At 50.7% G+C, this 15,402-nt stretch carries 10 protein-coding genes; 7 read left to right on the top strand and 3 right to left on the bottom strand.

Annotation, left to right across the window (positions count from 1 at the left end; translation table 11 throughout):
* The first annotated feature begins 31 nt into the window (after nucleotides 1-31).
* The 3 genes from serA to H6G45_RS10515 all read left to right on the top strand — a co-directional run bounded on the left by serA (nucleotide 32) and on the right by H6G45_RS10515 (nucleotide 3,187).
* On the top strand, nucleotides 32-1,696 hold the full coding sequence (serA, locus tag H6G45_RS10530; protein WP_190598398.1) for a phosphoglycerate dehydrogenase: 1,665 nt from the start codon (nucleotides 32-34) through the stop codon (nucleotides 1,694-1,696).
* A gap of 79 nt (nucleotides 1,697-1,775) precedes the next feature.
* Entirely contained in the window at nucleotides 1,776-2,678 is a 903-nt protein-coding gene (gene prmA / locus H6G45_RS10525) for a 50S ribosomal protein L11 methyltransferase (protein WP_190598397.1), read from the top strand.
* A gap of 290 nt (nucleotides 2,679-2,968) precedes the next feature.
* Nucleotides 2,969-3,187 carry a type II toxin-antitoxin system HicB family antitoxin gene (locus tag H6G45_RS10515; protein ID WP_190598396.1) on the top strand — a complete coding sequence of 73 codons (219 nt, stop codon included), beginning with the start codon at nucleotides 2,969-2,971 and terminating at the stop codon, nucleotides 3,185-3,187.
* Nucleotides 3,188-3,306: 119 nt separating this feature from the next.
* Here the strand turns inward: H6G45_RS10515 and H6G45_RS10510 are convergent, their stop codons facing one another.
* The 3 genes from H6G45_RS10510 to H6G45_RS10500 form a co-directional block, all read right to left on the bottom strand.
* A complete protein-coding gene (locus tag H6G45_RS10510; protein ID WP_010872505.1) occupies nucleotides 3,307-3,510 on the bottom strand; it encodes a phycobilisome linker polypeptide in 204 nt (67 codons plus the stop codon).
* Nucleotides 3,511-3,722: 212 nt separating this feature from the next.
* Entirely contained in the window at nucleotides 3,723-4,208 is a 486-nt protein-coding gene (gene apcB, locus H6G45_RS10505; RefSeq protein WP_010872504.1) for an allophycocyanin subunit beta, read from the bottom strand.
* 95 nt (nucleotides 4,209-4,303) lie between these two features.
* Nucleotides 4,304-4,789 (bottom strand): allophycocyanin, encoded by a 486-nt coding sequence (locus H6G45_RS10500; RefSeq protein ID WP_190598395.1) that lies wholly within the window; start codon nucleotides 4,787-4,789, stop codon nucleotides 4,304-4,306.
* A gap of 346 nt (nucleotides 4,790-5,135) precedes the next feature.
* Between H6G45_RS10500 and H6G45_RS19555 the strand changes: the two genes are divergently transcribed.
* From H6G45_RS19555 to H6G45_RS10480, 4 genes are all read left to right on the top strand, one after another.
* Entirely contained in the window at nucleotides 5,136-6,353 is a 1,218-nt protein-coding gene (locus H6G45_RS19555) for a hypothetical protein (protein WP_242018133.1), read from the top strand.
* 130 nt (nucleotides 6,354-6,483) lie between these two features.
* A complete protein-coding gene (locus H6G45_RS10490; RefSeq protein ID WP_190598394.1) occupies nucleotides 6,484-7,218 on the top strand; it encodes an FkbM family methyltransferase in 735 nt (244 codons plus the stop codon).
* Between the two features lie 930 nt (nucleotides 7,219-8,148).
* Nucleotides 8,149-14,235 (top strand): calcium-binding protein, encoded by a 6,087-nt coding sequence (locus H6G45_RS19965; RefSeq protein ID WP_347338261.1) that lies wholly within the window; start codon nucleotides 8,149-8,151, stop codon nucleotides 14,233-14,235.
* 410 nt (nucleotides 14,236-14,645) lie between these two features.
* The gene (locus H6G45_RS10480; RefSeq protein ID WP_190598392.1) at nucleotides 14,646-14,966 is read left to right on the top strand and encodes an endonuclease domain-containing protein; all 321 of its coding nucleotides are present in this window, start codon (nucleotides 14,646-14,648) and stop codon (nucleotides 14,964-14,966) included.
* Nucleotides 14,967-15,402: the final 436 nt, after the last annotated feature.

Here is a 15,402-nt window from a genome sequence, read left to right as displayed (position 1 = left end):
GGAGATCGGCCCAGGATACCAACTGCATCTAGTGAATCTAGCCTGGCTCCAGGGATTTTTTCTACCCCTTCCGTCCCCGCCGGCCCCAGCGCTATTAATTTTTCGATCATTCACCATGGCTAAAGTTTTAGTTTCTGACTCCATTGACCAAGTCGGCATTGATATTCTCAAACAAGTTGCCCAAGTTGACGTAAAGACTGGGCTATCGGAAGCAGAAATTATAGACATCATCCCCGAGTACGATGCCATCATGTTGCGCTCTGCCACTAAGGTGACGGAGAAAATTATCCAAGCGGGTAGCCAGTTAAAAATCATTGGTCGGGCTGGGGTTGGTGTGGATAATATCGATGTGCCTGCGGCCACTCGCCAGGGCATTGTGGTGGTTAACTCCCCCGAAGGTAATACCATTGCGGCGGCGGAACACGCTTTGGCCATGATGATGGCCCTGGCCCGCCATATCCCCGATGCCAATAAATCCGTCAAAGAAAATAAGTGGGAACGGAAACAATTCATCGGCACCGAAGTTTACAAAAAAACCCTAGGGGTTGTGGGTCTAGGAAAAATTGGTTCCCACGTGGCCGGGGTGGCCAAGGCCATGGGCATGAAATTGCTGGCCTATGACCCGTTTATTTCCCAGGAACGGGCCGACCAAATCGGTTGTACGTTGGTGGACCTGGATCTGCTATTCAGCGAAGCGGATTTCATCACCCTGCACATTCCCAAAACGCCGGAAACCGCTAATCTGATCAATGCTGAAACCCTGGCTAAAATGAAGCCCAGTGCCCGCATTATCAACTGTTCTCGGGGGGGCATCATTGACGAAGAGGCTTTGGTCACTGCCATTGAAACGGCCGAGATTGGCGGGGCGGCCCTGGATGTGTTTGCCCAGGAACCCCTGGGGGAATCCCGTCTGCGGGAATTTAGCAATGTGATTCTGACTCCCCATTTGGGGGCCTCCACTGAAGAAGCCCAGGTAAACGTGGCGGTGGATGTGGCTGAACAAATACGGGATGTGTTGTTGGGCTTACCGGCCCGCTCAGCGGTGAATATCCCTGGCTTAACCCCCGATGTGATGGAAAAGTTACGTCCTTACCTCAAGCTAGCGGAAACCCTTGGCACCCTAGTGGGGCAGTTGGCCGGTGGCCGGATCGATCGCCTGACGGTTTGTTTACAGGGGGATTTGGCGGAATATACCAACAGTCAACCCCTGGTGGTGGCGGCCATTAAAGGTCTGCTCTCCCAAGCCCTCCGGGAACGGGTCAACTATGTCAATGCGGCGATCGAAGCTAAAGAGCGCGGCATTAGGGTAATTGAAACCAAAGATGCTTCGGTGCGGGACTATTCCGGCTCCTTGCACCTCAAAGCCACTGGCACCATGGGGGAACACTCCGCCACGGGGGCCCTGTTGAGCAACGGCGAAATCCGCATCACCGATGTGGATGAATTCCCCATTAACGTTCCCCCCAACAACTATATGTTGTTCACCCTGCACCGGGATATGCCGGGCATCATTGGTAAAATTGGTTCCCTGCTGGGTAGCTTTAACGTCAACATTGCCAGCATGCAAGTGGGACGTAAAATTGTCCGGGGGGATGCGGTCATGGCCCTGAGTTTGGACGATCCCCTCCCCGATGGTTTGCTATCAGAAATCACCAAGGTGGCTGGTATTCGGGATGCCTACACCGTTAAGCTCTAATCAGCTTGCCAAAGGTTGAAGTCAATTTCGGGAGGTTTAAATCCCTCCCCTGCCGTTGGCCCATATCAGGGAGGAATAAATGGCTGTGGCTAATAGTTGGTGGGAAATTAGAATACTTTGCCATCCTTCCCTGGAAGAAACTGCTTTTTGGCGGCTGGAAAAGTTTGGCTGTGTGGGCACTTCCACTGAAAAAAAGGCCCATTCCCTGCTCATCCGTGGTTATTTACCCCAGGAAAAGGCAGAAATTCTTGACCTCGCCGCCCTAGCCCTCTGGTGTGAGCAGGACGCCCTATTACTCCAGGTGCCCAAGCCCCGTTTCCATTGGCAATTGATTGACGAAGAAGATTGGTCCATTAGTTGGAAGGAGCATTGGCAACCCACCCCTGTTGGTGATCGGTTTATTATCTACCCAGCCTGGATTGATCCCCTAGACCCTGGCGATCGCCTGATTCTGCGCCTCGACCCCGGGGTGGCCTTTGGCACCGGCACCCATGCCACCACCCAGCTTTGTTTGGAATCCTTGGAAATGCGAGTGGATCCAGACAAAAATCAAGTGTTGGCGGATCTTGGTTGTGGTTCCGGTATTTTGGGCATTGGAGCAATTTTATTAGGGGCGGCCAAAGTGTACGGGGTGGACAATGACCCCCTAACGGTGGATTCGGCCCGCCATAATCGCCATCTGAATCAAATTCACCCCGATAATTTGGTCATTAATGAGGGCAGTGTGCCGGAGTTGGAGCAGTTAATTGCGGAGCCGGTGGATGGCATTATTTGCAATATTTTGGCGGACGTCATTGTCGATTTACTGCCCCAATTCACCCCCCTGATCAAACCCCAAGGTTGGGCCATTCTCAGTGGCATTATGGTGGAACAAAGTCAGGCGATCGCCGATGCGTTGGAGCAAAACGGTTGGACGGTGGTCGCCATTTGGAAGCGGCAGGAATGGTGTTGCTTTCAAGCTAGAAGGGAAGAGAGTGATTGATAATAGCAGTGGGGAGAATTGAGATTATATGGGGAGAAAACATAAACTTTTAAAACAAATTTTGTCTTGCTCAAAGAATATACCTTTTAACGATTTAACGATTTTGTGAGCCTGATAGAGTCATTTGGTTTTCATCTTTCCAGAATTAGTGGGAGTCACCATATTTTTATCCACCCCGACGTCACAGAATTGGTTAACGTTCGAAATGTTAAAGGACAGGCTAAACCTTACCAAATCAAACAGTTTTTAACTTTAGTTGAAAAATATAATCTCAGATTGGAGGATTAATTATGAAGGACTATCACATCAATATCTTTTACAGTGAAGAAGATGAAGGTTATATTGCCGATATTCCCGATCTTAATTGTTGTTCCGCCTTTGGTGAATCACCATTTGAAGCTTTGCGGGAGTTGGAAATTGCCAAAAAATTGTGGTTAGAAAGTGCCAAAGCGGAGGGAAAATCCATTCCTCTGCCAACCTATCGACCCGCCATTTATCAGGCTTCCTGAACAACCTAAGGGCAGAAGATGCAAAAAATCACAAAAAAGAGGCCATTGCTGACCTCAAAGAAATTGATTCATAAAATTGCCATTCAACATTGCTAAATTAGCAACAACTAGTCTCGAGCCTAGGCCAGACCCGCATTGGTGCCGGGACGGCCAGTGGCTAATTCGACTTTCACAATTTTGCCGCCCATTTTCATGATGCGCTGTTGCTCACGAAACCAATTGTCGTAGGGCACCAACTTCGTAAAATAAGTATTTTGTAATTCCCGTTGTGTCCGAATCCGGGTTTGGCTAGGAACACAAGCCGTAATTCTAAACATCCGCATGGGGTGTGGCTCTCCTAAAACGTTTTCTCTTAAAAAGTTGGCATATGCGACAGAACGGGAGTCAGAAGTCAATACCGGTCAGCTAAAACCCCGGCTATCCCGGTGGTGGCTTTAACGGCCCCAGCACTCACTTTAGACTTCCCGTTCCAACAGAGGGGCTACTGGCTAAGTTGTAAATCAACCAAGGCAGAATCACCCACGGGAATCCAGGACTAGCTCAAGCCAGAGCAGATGTAGTCGAGGTAAACGCCCATTTCTTTGCCAGCATCAGCACCAACCAAGCTAGCGGTAACTTCTTTGATGGCTTGGATAGCTTGTACGGTGGAAGAGATGGGTACACCCAAGGAGTTGTAGGTTTCTTTCAAACCGTTGAGTACGCGCTCATCGAGAATGGAAGCGTCACCAGCCAACATGGCATAGGTGGCATAGCGGAGGTAGTAGTCCAAGTCACGGATACAAGCCGCATAGCGACGGGTGGTGTACATGTTGCCACCGGGACGGGTTACGTCGGAGTACAACAGGGATTTGGCCACAGCTTCTTTAACGATGGTGGCGGCGTTGGCGCTGATTACACTGGCAGCCCGCACCCGCAGTTCACCGCTGGCGAAGTAGCTTTTCAGTTTGTCCATGGCAGCACCGTCGAGGTACTTACCTTGAACGTCAGCAGAGTTGATTACAGCCGTAATTGCGTCTTGCATAGTTTTGGTTTCCTTAAATCTTACTCAATTGGAAAAATTGCTAAAAGGGTTGAATAATTAGGGCTCAACACTTCAATAAGCTCAGGTTTAACAACCTAGCTCATGGCACCGATAACGAAATCAAAGTAGGCAGAGGCTTCGGCGGCATCATCGGAGGACATCAAACCAGAAGCAACTTCTTTCATTTCCCGGACACTTTGAGCAACGGCTTCAATGGGGGTGCCGAGGGAACGATACATTTCCCGTACGCCCACTAAACCGATTTCTTCGATGGGGGTAACGTCACCGGAAACCACACCGTAGGTGACGAGGCGGAGGTAGTAGTCCATGTCCCGCAAGCAGGTGGCGGTCATTTCTTCACCGTAGGCATTGCCACCGGGGGAAACGATGTCAGGACGTTTTTGGAAAAGGCGATCGCCAGCTTGTTTAACGATGGTTTCGCGGGAACCGGTCAAGGTTTCAGCAATGCGAAGACGGGCGGCACCGCCGGTAACGAAAGATTTAATACGATCCAGTTCACCCGGGCTTAGGTAGCGGGCTTCTGCATCAGCATTCACGATTGATTTCGTGACGATACTCATGGATGGATTCCTCCGTAAAGATTTAAAACGTTAAAAAAAGGCTTTAAGCTGATTTTATCAACCGAGACATAGTCACGAACTGGACAAAGCCGTTAACCAGCGGACTCCAGCGAGCAACCTGCCCAAACTATTCTCAGGCATTGCGTTCCTGATTACACTGTCCCCGTAACAGTTTGTAATATTTCTTGACGATCACCCCCTGAATTTGCCCTAATCCCTTGGCATTTTAGGGGGAGGCTGTAAGATTAGAGGGGAAAGTAATGGTTAAATCCAAATTTTCCCGAATTTTGACTTCCACTCCTCCGCCTCCCTTCGTATTTTCGGCTGTGTTGCAGCGATTCCAATAATGAAGAAGCGACCCCTATTCTCCCTTTTAACTGGCTCTCTGCTGATTTTCAGCGGCGGATGTGGATTTCTCCCCGGTGGTGGTGATGGTGAAACTGATGTTTCCTCAGATACCCAAGAAATGCCTCCTCCGCAGGTGCCTCTGGCCGCAGTCCGACCTCTGCCTCCGGTAGATATGGCGGCCCTGGGGCTAATTCCCCCCGTCTTACCGGATCAACGGCTGAGGGAGATCCGCGCCGGCCGGGCAAATCCGTTCGAGCTAATTCCTGTGGAAGCGAAGATTCGGGAATCGGTGTGTCAGCTTGATCCGCCCAAGCCAGGGGAGGCCAATGGGGCAAAGCAGACTAAAACTAACGGCGGCTCTGTCACCACAACTACAACCACCGCCACTTCTGCCACTCCCAGCACTCCGGGCACTGTTAATCTATCCCCTTCGCCAACCGCTCCTCCGCCCCTGTTCCCCAACGACGCCAGGGCAGTGGTGGTTTCCGGCGTAATTGAGATCGGTAGTCGTCCCTATGCCATTGTCCAAGCCCCTGGGGAGCCCGTCGCTCGTAATGTGACCGTCGGCGATCGCCTTTCCGGTGGCCGGGTTAGGGTCAAAGCCATCAATCCCTTTGGAGCCCCCCCCAATGTGGTGCTAGAACAGTACGGAGATTCTGTCACGAGGGATGTGGGTTCCCCTGCTTTACCGCCCCTCACTCCCCCCACTTCTCCCACTGCGGCAGGATCCCCATTGGATGCGGAAGCGGCCATGGAGGCTTTCGGCCAAGGATTCGTCCAAATTTTAGGGGCAATGGCCCAGGAAATGGGCGGCACTGTTACCACCACCACCCAGAACACCAACACCACCCGCACTGTCCCCCTCAGGGGCCCTGAAGGAGATGGCATTGGCTACGGTGAAATTCGTAACCTAGCGGTGCTCAAGCTGGCAGTTAACGAAAGGGGCGGTGATTTGATCAATTCCGTTGGTGTGCTCTGTAATGCTGGCCAAGAAACCCTTGAGGTGCGCCGTTTGACCTTCCAAGTGGAGGACGCCACCGACAATACTATTTTAGATAGTATCCAGATTGGTTTAGCCCGTCCTTATCTCCTGCAAAAGGGGCAAAAACTCGAATTTGATGGCAATGCTCCCCGCTTCCGGGGCCGTTCCCCCCAGGACGTCATTGTCAAGCTGGTGGATTGGGGTTCCCAACAAACCCAAACCGCTAGTAATTGATCTCTGGGTAGCCCCGGGGTTGGCCTGACCTTATAGCTTTATAGCGTTTGGGATTATCCATAGTCGGCAGATAAGGCCGATTTCCCCTGGGGGCCTGGGCCGGCCTGCTCCCTTGACCTACAGTTAGGTAATGTCTTCCCCCAGCCTTTCTCCCCAATACCAAACAATGCTCGATGATCTGGATGGGCAGGTGCTCCAGCTAGACCGTCAAGTATTCCGCCGCCTGGCCAACTTGGGCTACCATCCCCAGGTGATTTTCGACGTGGGCGCTTCCAATAGTGGCTGGTCCTACTATATGAAACAGGTGGCAACGGAGGCTGACTTCTATTTATTCGAGCCCCTGGTGGACCATGTGCCGGATTATCAAGGTCTGATGGCGGAAACATTGCGGGTTTATCCTTCTTTCCATCTATATAAATATGCCCTCGGCGATCGGGACGGGACCATAACAGTTAATGTCTTCAATGACCCCGCCAGTAGCACCACCCTGGCCATGCCAGAGGGCAGTCCCCCCACCAAGGCCGTCCAAGTGCCTCTACTGACTTTGGATTCGGCCCTGGCCAAGCTTCATTTGCCCCAACCCCAGGTGATTAAAATCGACACCCAGGGCAACGAGTTGGCCATTCTCCGGGGAGCGCCCCAAACATTAACTAAAGTTGACGTTTTATTTCTGGAGTGCTGGCTCTACCGGGGTTATGGCCCTGGGACTCCCCTCCTAACGGAAATCGCCAATTGGTTACTGCCACTCAATTTTCGCCTCTGGGATGTTTCCGAGCCCTACCGTGCCCCCCAGGGAGAGTTGACTACCTTGGATTGTATTTTCATCAACACAGCGGCCGGCCTAACCCCAGATTGGTACTATTAGCTTTCTGTCCCTTTCCTCCTTAAAAGGGGCCCCAAGGAAGGTTAATTACGCACCAAGGGAACTGTAATGAAAAATTTTCTGTCCAATTCATACATCTTCTCCCTTTTTTACCATAGCTTTTAGTGAGTAGGGGCAAAGGGGATTAATCACGATTAACAGCAGTGAATTCGTTGCCCGCCTATCTAGCCATTCTGGATTTTCAGGCGCTGGCCAGCAAAATATCTCTGCATTTCCTTGTTCGTAGGCTATAATTTGCCTGGAGTAGTGATTCTAGACGATCCCTATGGGTTTGCATCCTCGGGTGGACTAGAACAGATCCTACTGTTCGCCCAGTAGACAATGTCGAAAAAGCGCGAATAATCATCTATTGGTGGCACCATGCTTCTGGTCTTGACAGCAAGGCAATTCTTGCTATGATTACCCTAAGCAACTCCTAGACACACATAGATGAACCCTGTTTTGTATATTTTTTACCGTAAAAACTGAGGAGTTTTAAGAAGTCCTATGGCACTAAGTCCTAACGTAATTGCGGCTCTGCAGATCATGTACACCGGCCGCGGTATATCCGCAAGTGATCTGAACTGGTGGGCCACAGATGGGGCAAACATCACCTATGAAGAAGCGGTTCTACTATTTGCTAATACCCCCGACGCCGCTGCTAAATATCCTTTCTTCCAAGCACCCCAGACCGCTGACAAGAGGCAGTATATCGGTGAGGTTTTTGCCAATCTCTACAACATCAACATCAGCGACGTTTCCGAAGAGGAGTTGGCCTACTGGGAAAATTGGCTTGGTTTAGATCCCAACAACTACCTTCTTTTCCCTGATGTCCTCAATACAGCCTCTGCCAACGCTGGTCTCACCGATCGCCTCGAAGCTTTAGTCGCCAAGTCCGATGTTTCCCTAAGCTACGCTGATATCTTTTCCAGCGTGGGGGTTAACACCTTCACTGAAGAACAATATGCCGATTCGTCTGACATCATCAGCGGTGTTGACGGAAGCCCCGAAAGTATCCTGGAAGCCGAAGCCCAGATTATTGGACTAGCCGCTGGTGTAAATGTCTTCACTGTTACCGAGGCCCTGGACCAGGTTCTCCTCCCCCCTCTCTACACCATTAGCGACAGTGCAGATAACTTGATTGCTGCTTCCGCTGTGCCGGTTGTGGTTGATGCCACCATTGTTGTGGCGGACCAATCTCCCGCAGCTCCTTTGACTGTGGAAAATGCAGAAACACTGCTTGCCACTGTCGATTCTCTAGCTCCCGGTGTTACCTGGGATATTCTTGATTCCGCCACCGACGTCCTCAGTGGTGGTATTGCTGTATCTGGTGCCGCTAGTGTTGGCATCACCGATGCTTTTGTGGACATTGCCACTGCCGGTGATCTGACTGCCCTGGGTAACTTCGATGGTATCTACGCCATTGAAGATACTTCCGCCGCTATTCTCGCCAACACCGGGATTGCCGCCGGTGCCACTAGTGTTACTCTTTCTGATCCGGATGTACCCGTAAGCGTTGCTGACGCAACAATTTTGCAGGGTCTTGGAGTACCCGTTGGTCCCTCCTACATTGTTGAAGATACCTCCGCCAATATTCTGGCCGCCGCTGATACCCCTGCGGTGCTCAATGCCCAAAGCATCATTTTGTCCGACCCCGGTGTGCCCGTAAGCGTTGCCGACGCAACAATTTTGCAGGGTCTCGGCATTCCCGTTGGTCCCTCCTACATTGTTGAAGATACCTCCGCCAATATTCTGGCCGCCGCTGATACCCCTGCGGTGCTCAATGCTCAAAGCATCACTTTGTCCGATCCCGGTGTGCCCGTAAGCGTTGCTGACGCAACAATTTTGCAGGGTCTCGGAGTACCCGTTGGTCCCTCCTACATTGTTGAAGATACCTCCGCCAATATTCTGGCCGCCGCTGATACCCCTGCGGTGCTTAATGCCGAATCTGTCTCCCTGTCTGACCCCGGTGTGCCTGTAACCGTTGCCGACGCAACAATTTTGCAGGGTTTGGGCAACTTTGTAGGTCCTTACCACATCGAAGACACCTCTGCCAACATTTTGGCTGATGAAGTCGCCGGTGGCGCAGTTACTGGTGCCACCAGTGTTACTCTTTCTGATCCGGATGTACCCGTAAGCGCTGACGGTGCTATAGCCCTCGTGGGTTTAGGTACCTTTGTTGGTCCTTACAACATCGAAGACACCTCCGCTAACATTCTCGCCGCGGCAGCGGGACCAGGTAATATCCCTGCGCTGGTTGGGGCCGAATCTGTAACCTTGTCTGACCCCGGTGTTGGTATTACCGTTGCCGACGCTGCAGTTCTGCAAGGTTTAGGTAACTTTGTTGGTATCTACCACGTCCTCGATACATCTGCGAATATCCTCGCTGCCGCTAGTTCCCCCGCGGTGATCGAAGCAACTAGTGTTAGCTTGTCCAATCCCGGTGTCGGTGTTACCGTTGCTGAGGCAGAAACTCTCGCCGATATTCCTGGTTTCGGCGGTCCCTACAGCATTGCCGATAGCCTAGAAGCCTTGACGGCTGCCATTGGCAATCCCGTGGTGGATGGTGCTACGGATTACAGTCTGACCAATACCCCTGGTTCCCTCGGTATCATCTCTGATGCCCAGTTGTTGATTGTTCAGGGCGCCCTCAACGAATCCGACTACACCTTCACTACCGTTGATATCACTGCTTCCCGTCCCCAGGTCAACGAAGGCTCTGTAACTGAGATTCTTCTTACCTTGAGTGAAGCCCAGGCAACGGACACAACGGTGACCTTCTTCCTTACCCCTGGTGATCCCACTGCCCCTGACACTGGTACCGATGAGTCCAACACTAATGACTTTATAGGCGGTCAGTTTAATCCCATTACGGTCGTTATCCCTGCTGGTGAGCTTTCGGTCTCCGTTGACTATTCTCCCTTCCTGGATGGCATTCCCGAGTTTACTGAGGGATTCAGCGTTGTTGTTACCATCTCTGGTTCCGCCGCTGGCGCCGTATTTGATCTGGGCGGTCTTGGCATTCTAGATGGCCCCGGTGATGGCAGTACTGTCAACTTGACTCTCGGTAATGACATCGTCTCTGCCACTACTTTCATTGCTGCGCCCGAACAAGGTTTTGGTGGCGCTGTAGGTAACACCCTGAACACTGGTGACAGGCTAACCGGTATTGGTGAAGATACCAGCCTCACCGTTACTTGGGTGGCAAGCACCTTTGGCACCAACCTGGTTCAACTGCAGATGAAAGGGGTTGATGACCTCAACGTCACCCTGCTCCAGGATGACCTGAACATCTTTGCCAATAATCCTGGTGGTGTTACTGTTACGGACCTGAAGAACCTGAAAGCCAGCGGTAGTGTTAATGGCGACTTCTCTCTGATTGATCTCCAGAGCACCCTGGAAACCATCACCGTTCAGAACTACTTCTTTGGTGATGATGTCAACGTTACCATCGGCGATCCTTTCCTAGCTGGAGATGACGATGTTCTGGAACTCTTCCTTGACCAGGTTACAGCTAACAAAGTTAGTGGCAACACCCGCGTTAACGTCAGTGACTTCTCTGGTACCGGTGGCTATGAAAACCTAGGTATCACGTCCGGTGTTACTACTACCTCGAAAGGCATTACCAATACGGTAGAAATTGATGGCATTTTAGAGGTTGAAAACATTGGCATCACTGGCAATGAAAACCTAACGCTGGCCACTTCCCTCATTAGCTCCACTGTCAATGTTGATGCCACTGGTTCTGATCTGATTCCTGAGTTTGAGGGTAATCCCGTCTTCACTGGCGATCTCAAAGCTTTTGTTGATACCCCCGGTGGTGACTTAACCTTCCTGAACGGTTCCGGCAATGATGAAATTTCCATCTCTCGGACTGCTTTTGAAGGTGGTCACATCCTCGAGGGCGGTGCTGGTAACGACACACTAACCGTTACTGGTGATGCTTTCGGCGATCCTGCTGGTCATCTTGTTGGTGGCGGTGAAGGTAATGACTCAATCTTGGTAACTGGCGATGCCGGCGATGGTTCCGGCGATTTCGCTGGTCACCTTGTTTTTGGTGATGGAGGAGATGACTTCATCGAGGTCACTGGCGATGCTCTCGCTAGCACTGCTGGTCACTTCGTCTTTGGTGGTAGCGGCAACGATGTCCTCCTAGTCAGTGGTGCTGCCATTGCTGTGGACTCCGAAGCTGGTCATGTTATTGATGGCAATGACGGCGATGACTTCATCGATGTCAGTGGGGACGCTTCTGCTACAACCTCCCTCGTAAACGACAATGCCATTGCTGGTCACACTGTTGATGGTGGTACTGGCAATGACCTGATCGTTATTGAAGGTGACGCCTTTGCTGATTCCCTTGATGGCAGTGCTAGTGCTGGTCACAGTGTTAATGGCGGCAATGGGGACGACATCATTACCATCGGTGATGGTGTTGATGATGGTGTTGATGATGGTGATGCCACTGCTTTTGCCTCGCTAATTGATGGTGATGCCAATGCTGGTCACACCGTTAATGGTGGTGACGGCAACGACACCATTACTATCAACGGGGATGCTCTTGCTGTTGGTTTTACCGCCTCTAACGGTCACATTGTTAATGGTGGCGCTGGTAATGACGACATCTTCCTCAATGGCGACGGCAATCACCTAGCATTTGGTGGCACTGGCGACGACCTAATTGTCATGACCGGAGTTGGTAACGTTACTTTCTTCGGTGAAGACGGCGAAGACACCCTCGTTGGTAATGCCGGTAATGACTTCCTCTCTGGTGGTGCCAATGATGACTTCCTAATTGGTGGCGACGGCAACGACACCCTGACCGGTGGCGAAGATGACGACACCATGTTCGGTGACGAAGGCGACGATCTCTTTATCATCGATGCTGGCATTGACTTCGTTGGTGATTTGGGCAACAGCACAAGTCCTGATGGTGATCAGTTCCAAGTGTCTAAGAATGCGATCGGTAATATTGCCGTAGTCGGCGACTGGATCGCGATCCCAGATGGGCCTCCAGGAAAAGAAGGTACATGGAACCAAGGCGAAGCGAATCTCGAAATTGCTAGCCCCCTAGGCCTGTTGGTTGATTTGTCCAACGCAAATACTGGCTCCGGTGCCCCCTCCCCCACCAATGGCTTCACTGTTGTGGGCAACGTGGGCAAGGACACCATCATTGGTAGTGGTGACAACGACACCATCCACGGTGGCATCGGTAATGACACTATCTCCGGTGATGAATGGTTTGTTGGTACTCCTTCTTTTGCTTCTACTGTTACATTTGGGGGTGGTAACGACACTCTCTCTGGTGATACTGGCAACGACCTAATCGTTGGTGATCTTTTGATTGATAACGCTGTCGATATCAGCATCAACACCGACTCTTTGATTGTGGGCGGTGACGACTCGATTGACGGCGGTACTGGTAGCGACCAAATCGCTGGTGATCTATTGATTAGTGCTGATGAAGACGTCACAATCACTGATAGTCTTTTCTTCGGTGGTGACGACTCCATTGACGGTGGTACCGGTAACGACGAAATCGTTGGTGATCTATGGATCAGTGCTGGTGGAGACGTCACAATCACCGATAGTCTTTTCTTGGGTGGTGATGACACCATTGACGGTGGTACCGGTAACGACGGAATCGTTGGTGACTTTGCCATCCTGGTTGATGATGGTAGCGTCTTAATCGACCCCACTGTCATTGATGGAGGTGACGACATCATCACTGGTGGTGACGGTAACGACGCTCTCGTCGGTGACCTGAGTATTGTTGCCAGCAGTGTCACAATTGAAGGCGATATAGTTGAAGACACCTTCATTATTGGCGGCGACGACTTCGTTGAAGGTGGCGAAGGCAATGACGCCATAGTTGGTGACGCGTTTATCGATGGCGATCTCGTCGAAATTACCAAAACCACTGTGCTCGGCGGTAACGACGAACTATTCGGTGAAGAAATTTCGGTGGCAGGCGACGGCAGCGAATTCATCGTTGGTGATGTCTTCATTGATGCTGTTAACCTCACCTTGGATAAATTTACCTTTGGTTCGTTTAACCCAAGTACCGGCCTAGTTGAAGTTGGCAACGACTTCATCGTGGGTGGTAACGGTGTTGACGGCAACGGCCTAGTCGGTGATTTGCTCTTCCAAGTTGACAATGCTCCCACTCTCACTGACTTAACCTTAATTGGTGGTAACGACACCATCTTTGGTGGCGACGCAGAGGACCTTCTGGTTGGTGACTTTGCTATCCAACAAGGTGGTGGTGACTTTGGTGTTGCTAACCTCGTAAGTCTTTCTGATGCCACTGAATTTGCTTTAGCTGGCGGTAAAGACTTCCTGGAAGGTGGCAAAGGTGACGACACCTACTACGGTGGTGGCGGCATCGATACCATTGTCCTTGGCAACAACATCACCAATCCTTTTGGGGAGGGTATCAACGGCGACAACGAAATTTGGTACATGAACGGTGCCTCTGAGAACGGTGCCCGCAACGGTGCCAACGTTGACGTGGTTACTGGTTTCAACACCATTAATGACAAGTTCGTGTTTGCTGCCGGTGATGGTAACTTCCTGGCTAACCTCAACCTGCAGGCAGGGCCTGCAACCATAGCGTTTGCTTTCAATCCGAACCCCCCCTTCGTACCTCTTTTCCCCGGTGCCTTAGTTCCCGTTAACGGTACTGTTTTCAATCTGGCCGCCACGGTGACCAATGCCACTGCTAATAACTTGAACAATGTGTTTGAGTCTGTAACAAATACGGTGGCATCCTTCTCTGGTGGGATACCCTTGCTCACGAATCCCGGTTTCAACCCAGTGTTATTGGCTTCACTCGTTCAGATGCAACAAATCAACGTTACTTCTGGGGATCTCGCCGGTCGTCAATTCCTGTTCATCAACGACGGTGTTGCGGAAGTTAATACGCAGGATGACTTCCTCGTGGAAATCACCGGTATTACTGGTACCTTCGGTGGTGCTATTCCTCTCACCGAAAACTTCGAAGTTCGTGCGTTCAACGTCTAATAACTTGAAGCTTAGCTGGGTCTAATTTACTCAGCTTAAATAAACGGACTTAATTTAATTACAGCCGTCCCTCCGGGGGCGGTTTTTTCTGCTTTTCATTCCCCCCTTACAAAGGGGGGCTAGGGGGGATAAATTACTATTTCCATAAAGGAAGGAAATCCCCCTAAATCCCCCTTAGTAAAGGGGGACTTAAATTTTGAAGGGGTCCTAGGGGGGGATTCAACTCAACTTTACAAACAGGAACTAGAGAGGATAAATAGATTACGATCAAATCCGTAAATTTCCTCAGTAAAGTTCCGGCTGCATAAAAGAAACTTTGAGTTATCTTGGGGGGCTAACCAGTGAATCAACTAAAAAACAGTGATTTCTTCCTACCCTATAATCCCGACTTGATCGAGCGGGCCAGGAAAATGCGTAAAAATTCCACCCCAGCAGAACGAAAACTCTGGAACCTATTAAAAGGTACTAAGCCCTTTGGTCGTGGTGGCATTCGGGTTTGGCGACAACGTCCTATTGATCATTTCATTGTCGATTTTTATATTCCCCAATTAAAGTTAGTAATTGAAGTAGATGGCGATTCCCATTTTTCACCCGATAACCTGGCCTATGATCAACAACGTTCTCGTATTCTTGAAAGCTATGGACTGTCTGTAATTCGTTTTACTAACCGGGAAGTTCTTGATAATTTGGATGGAGTTTGGGAGCGTATTTGTGAGTTTTTGCCTTTTTAATCCCCCCTAACCCCCCATTTCAAGGGGGGAGAACTGTTTCCCTGCTAGTCTTTTTGACTGGAGTAGCATTAAAGTATGACACCATCTACTTCCGAAACTACACCCTCCCCATCCCCCAATGGGCCGGCCTCAACTTCGCCGGGCTTACTTTCTCGTTTGTGGTCTTGGATCAACTCCTACGGGGGTTTGTCCGACTTGAAGAAATACAACGAAGAAGCGAGAATCTTGCACGAGCAGAGAATGAAAGAGCTGAGGCAAGAGAACGAGAGGCTCGCCGAACTCGAATCGAAAATCAATACCGTCTTGCACTCATCCGCTACCAACTCGAGCCCAACCCCACCCATCGACAACAATTAGAGGATATCCTCGCCCTGCTGGATGAGTATGGAGATATGCTTTGAGAATGGTGATCAATCCCCCCTTCCTCCCTTAAAAA

This window comes from Synechocystis sp. FACHB-383, assembly GCF_014698605.1.
Classification (GTDB): domain Bacteria; phylum Cyanobacteriota; class Cyanobacteriia; order Cyanobacteriales; family Microcystaceae; genus Synechocystis; species Synechocystis salina.
This window is presented reverse-complemented; position numbering and strand designations above follow the sequence as displayed.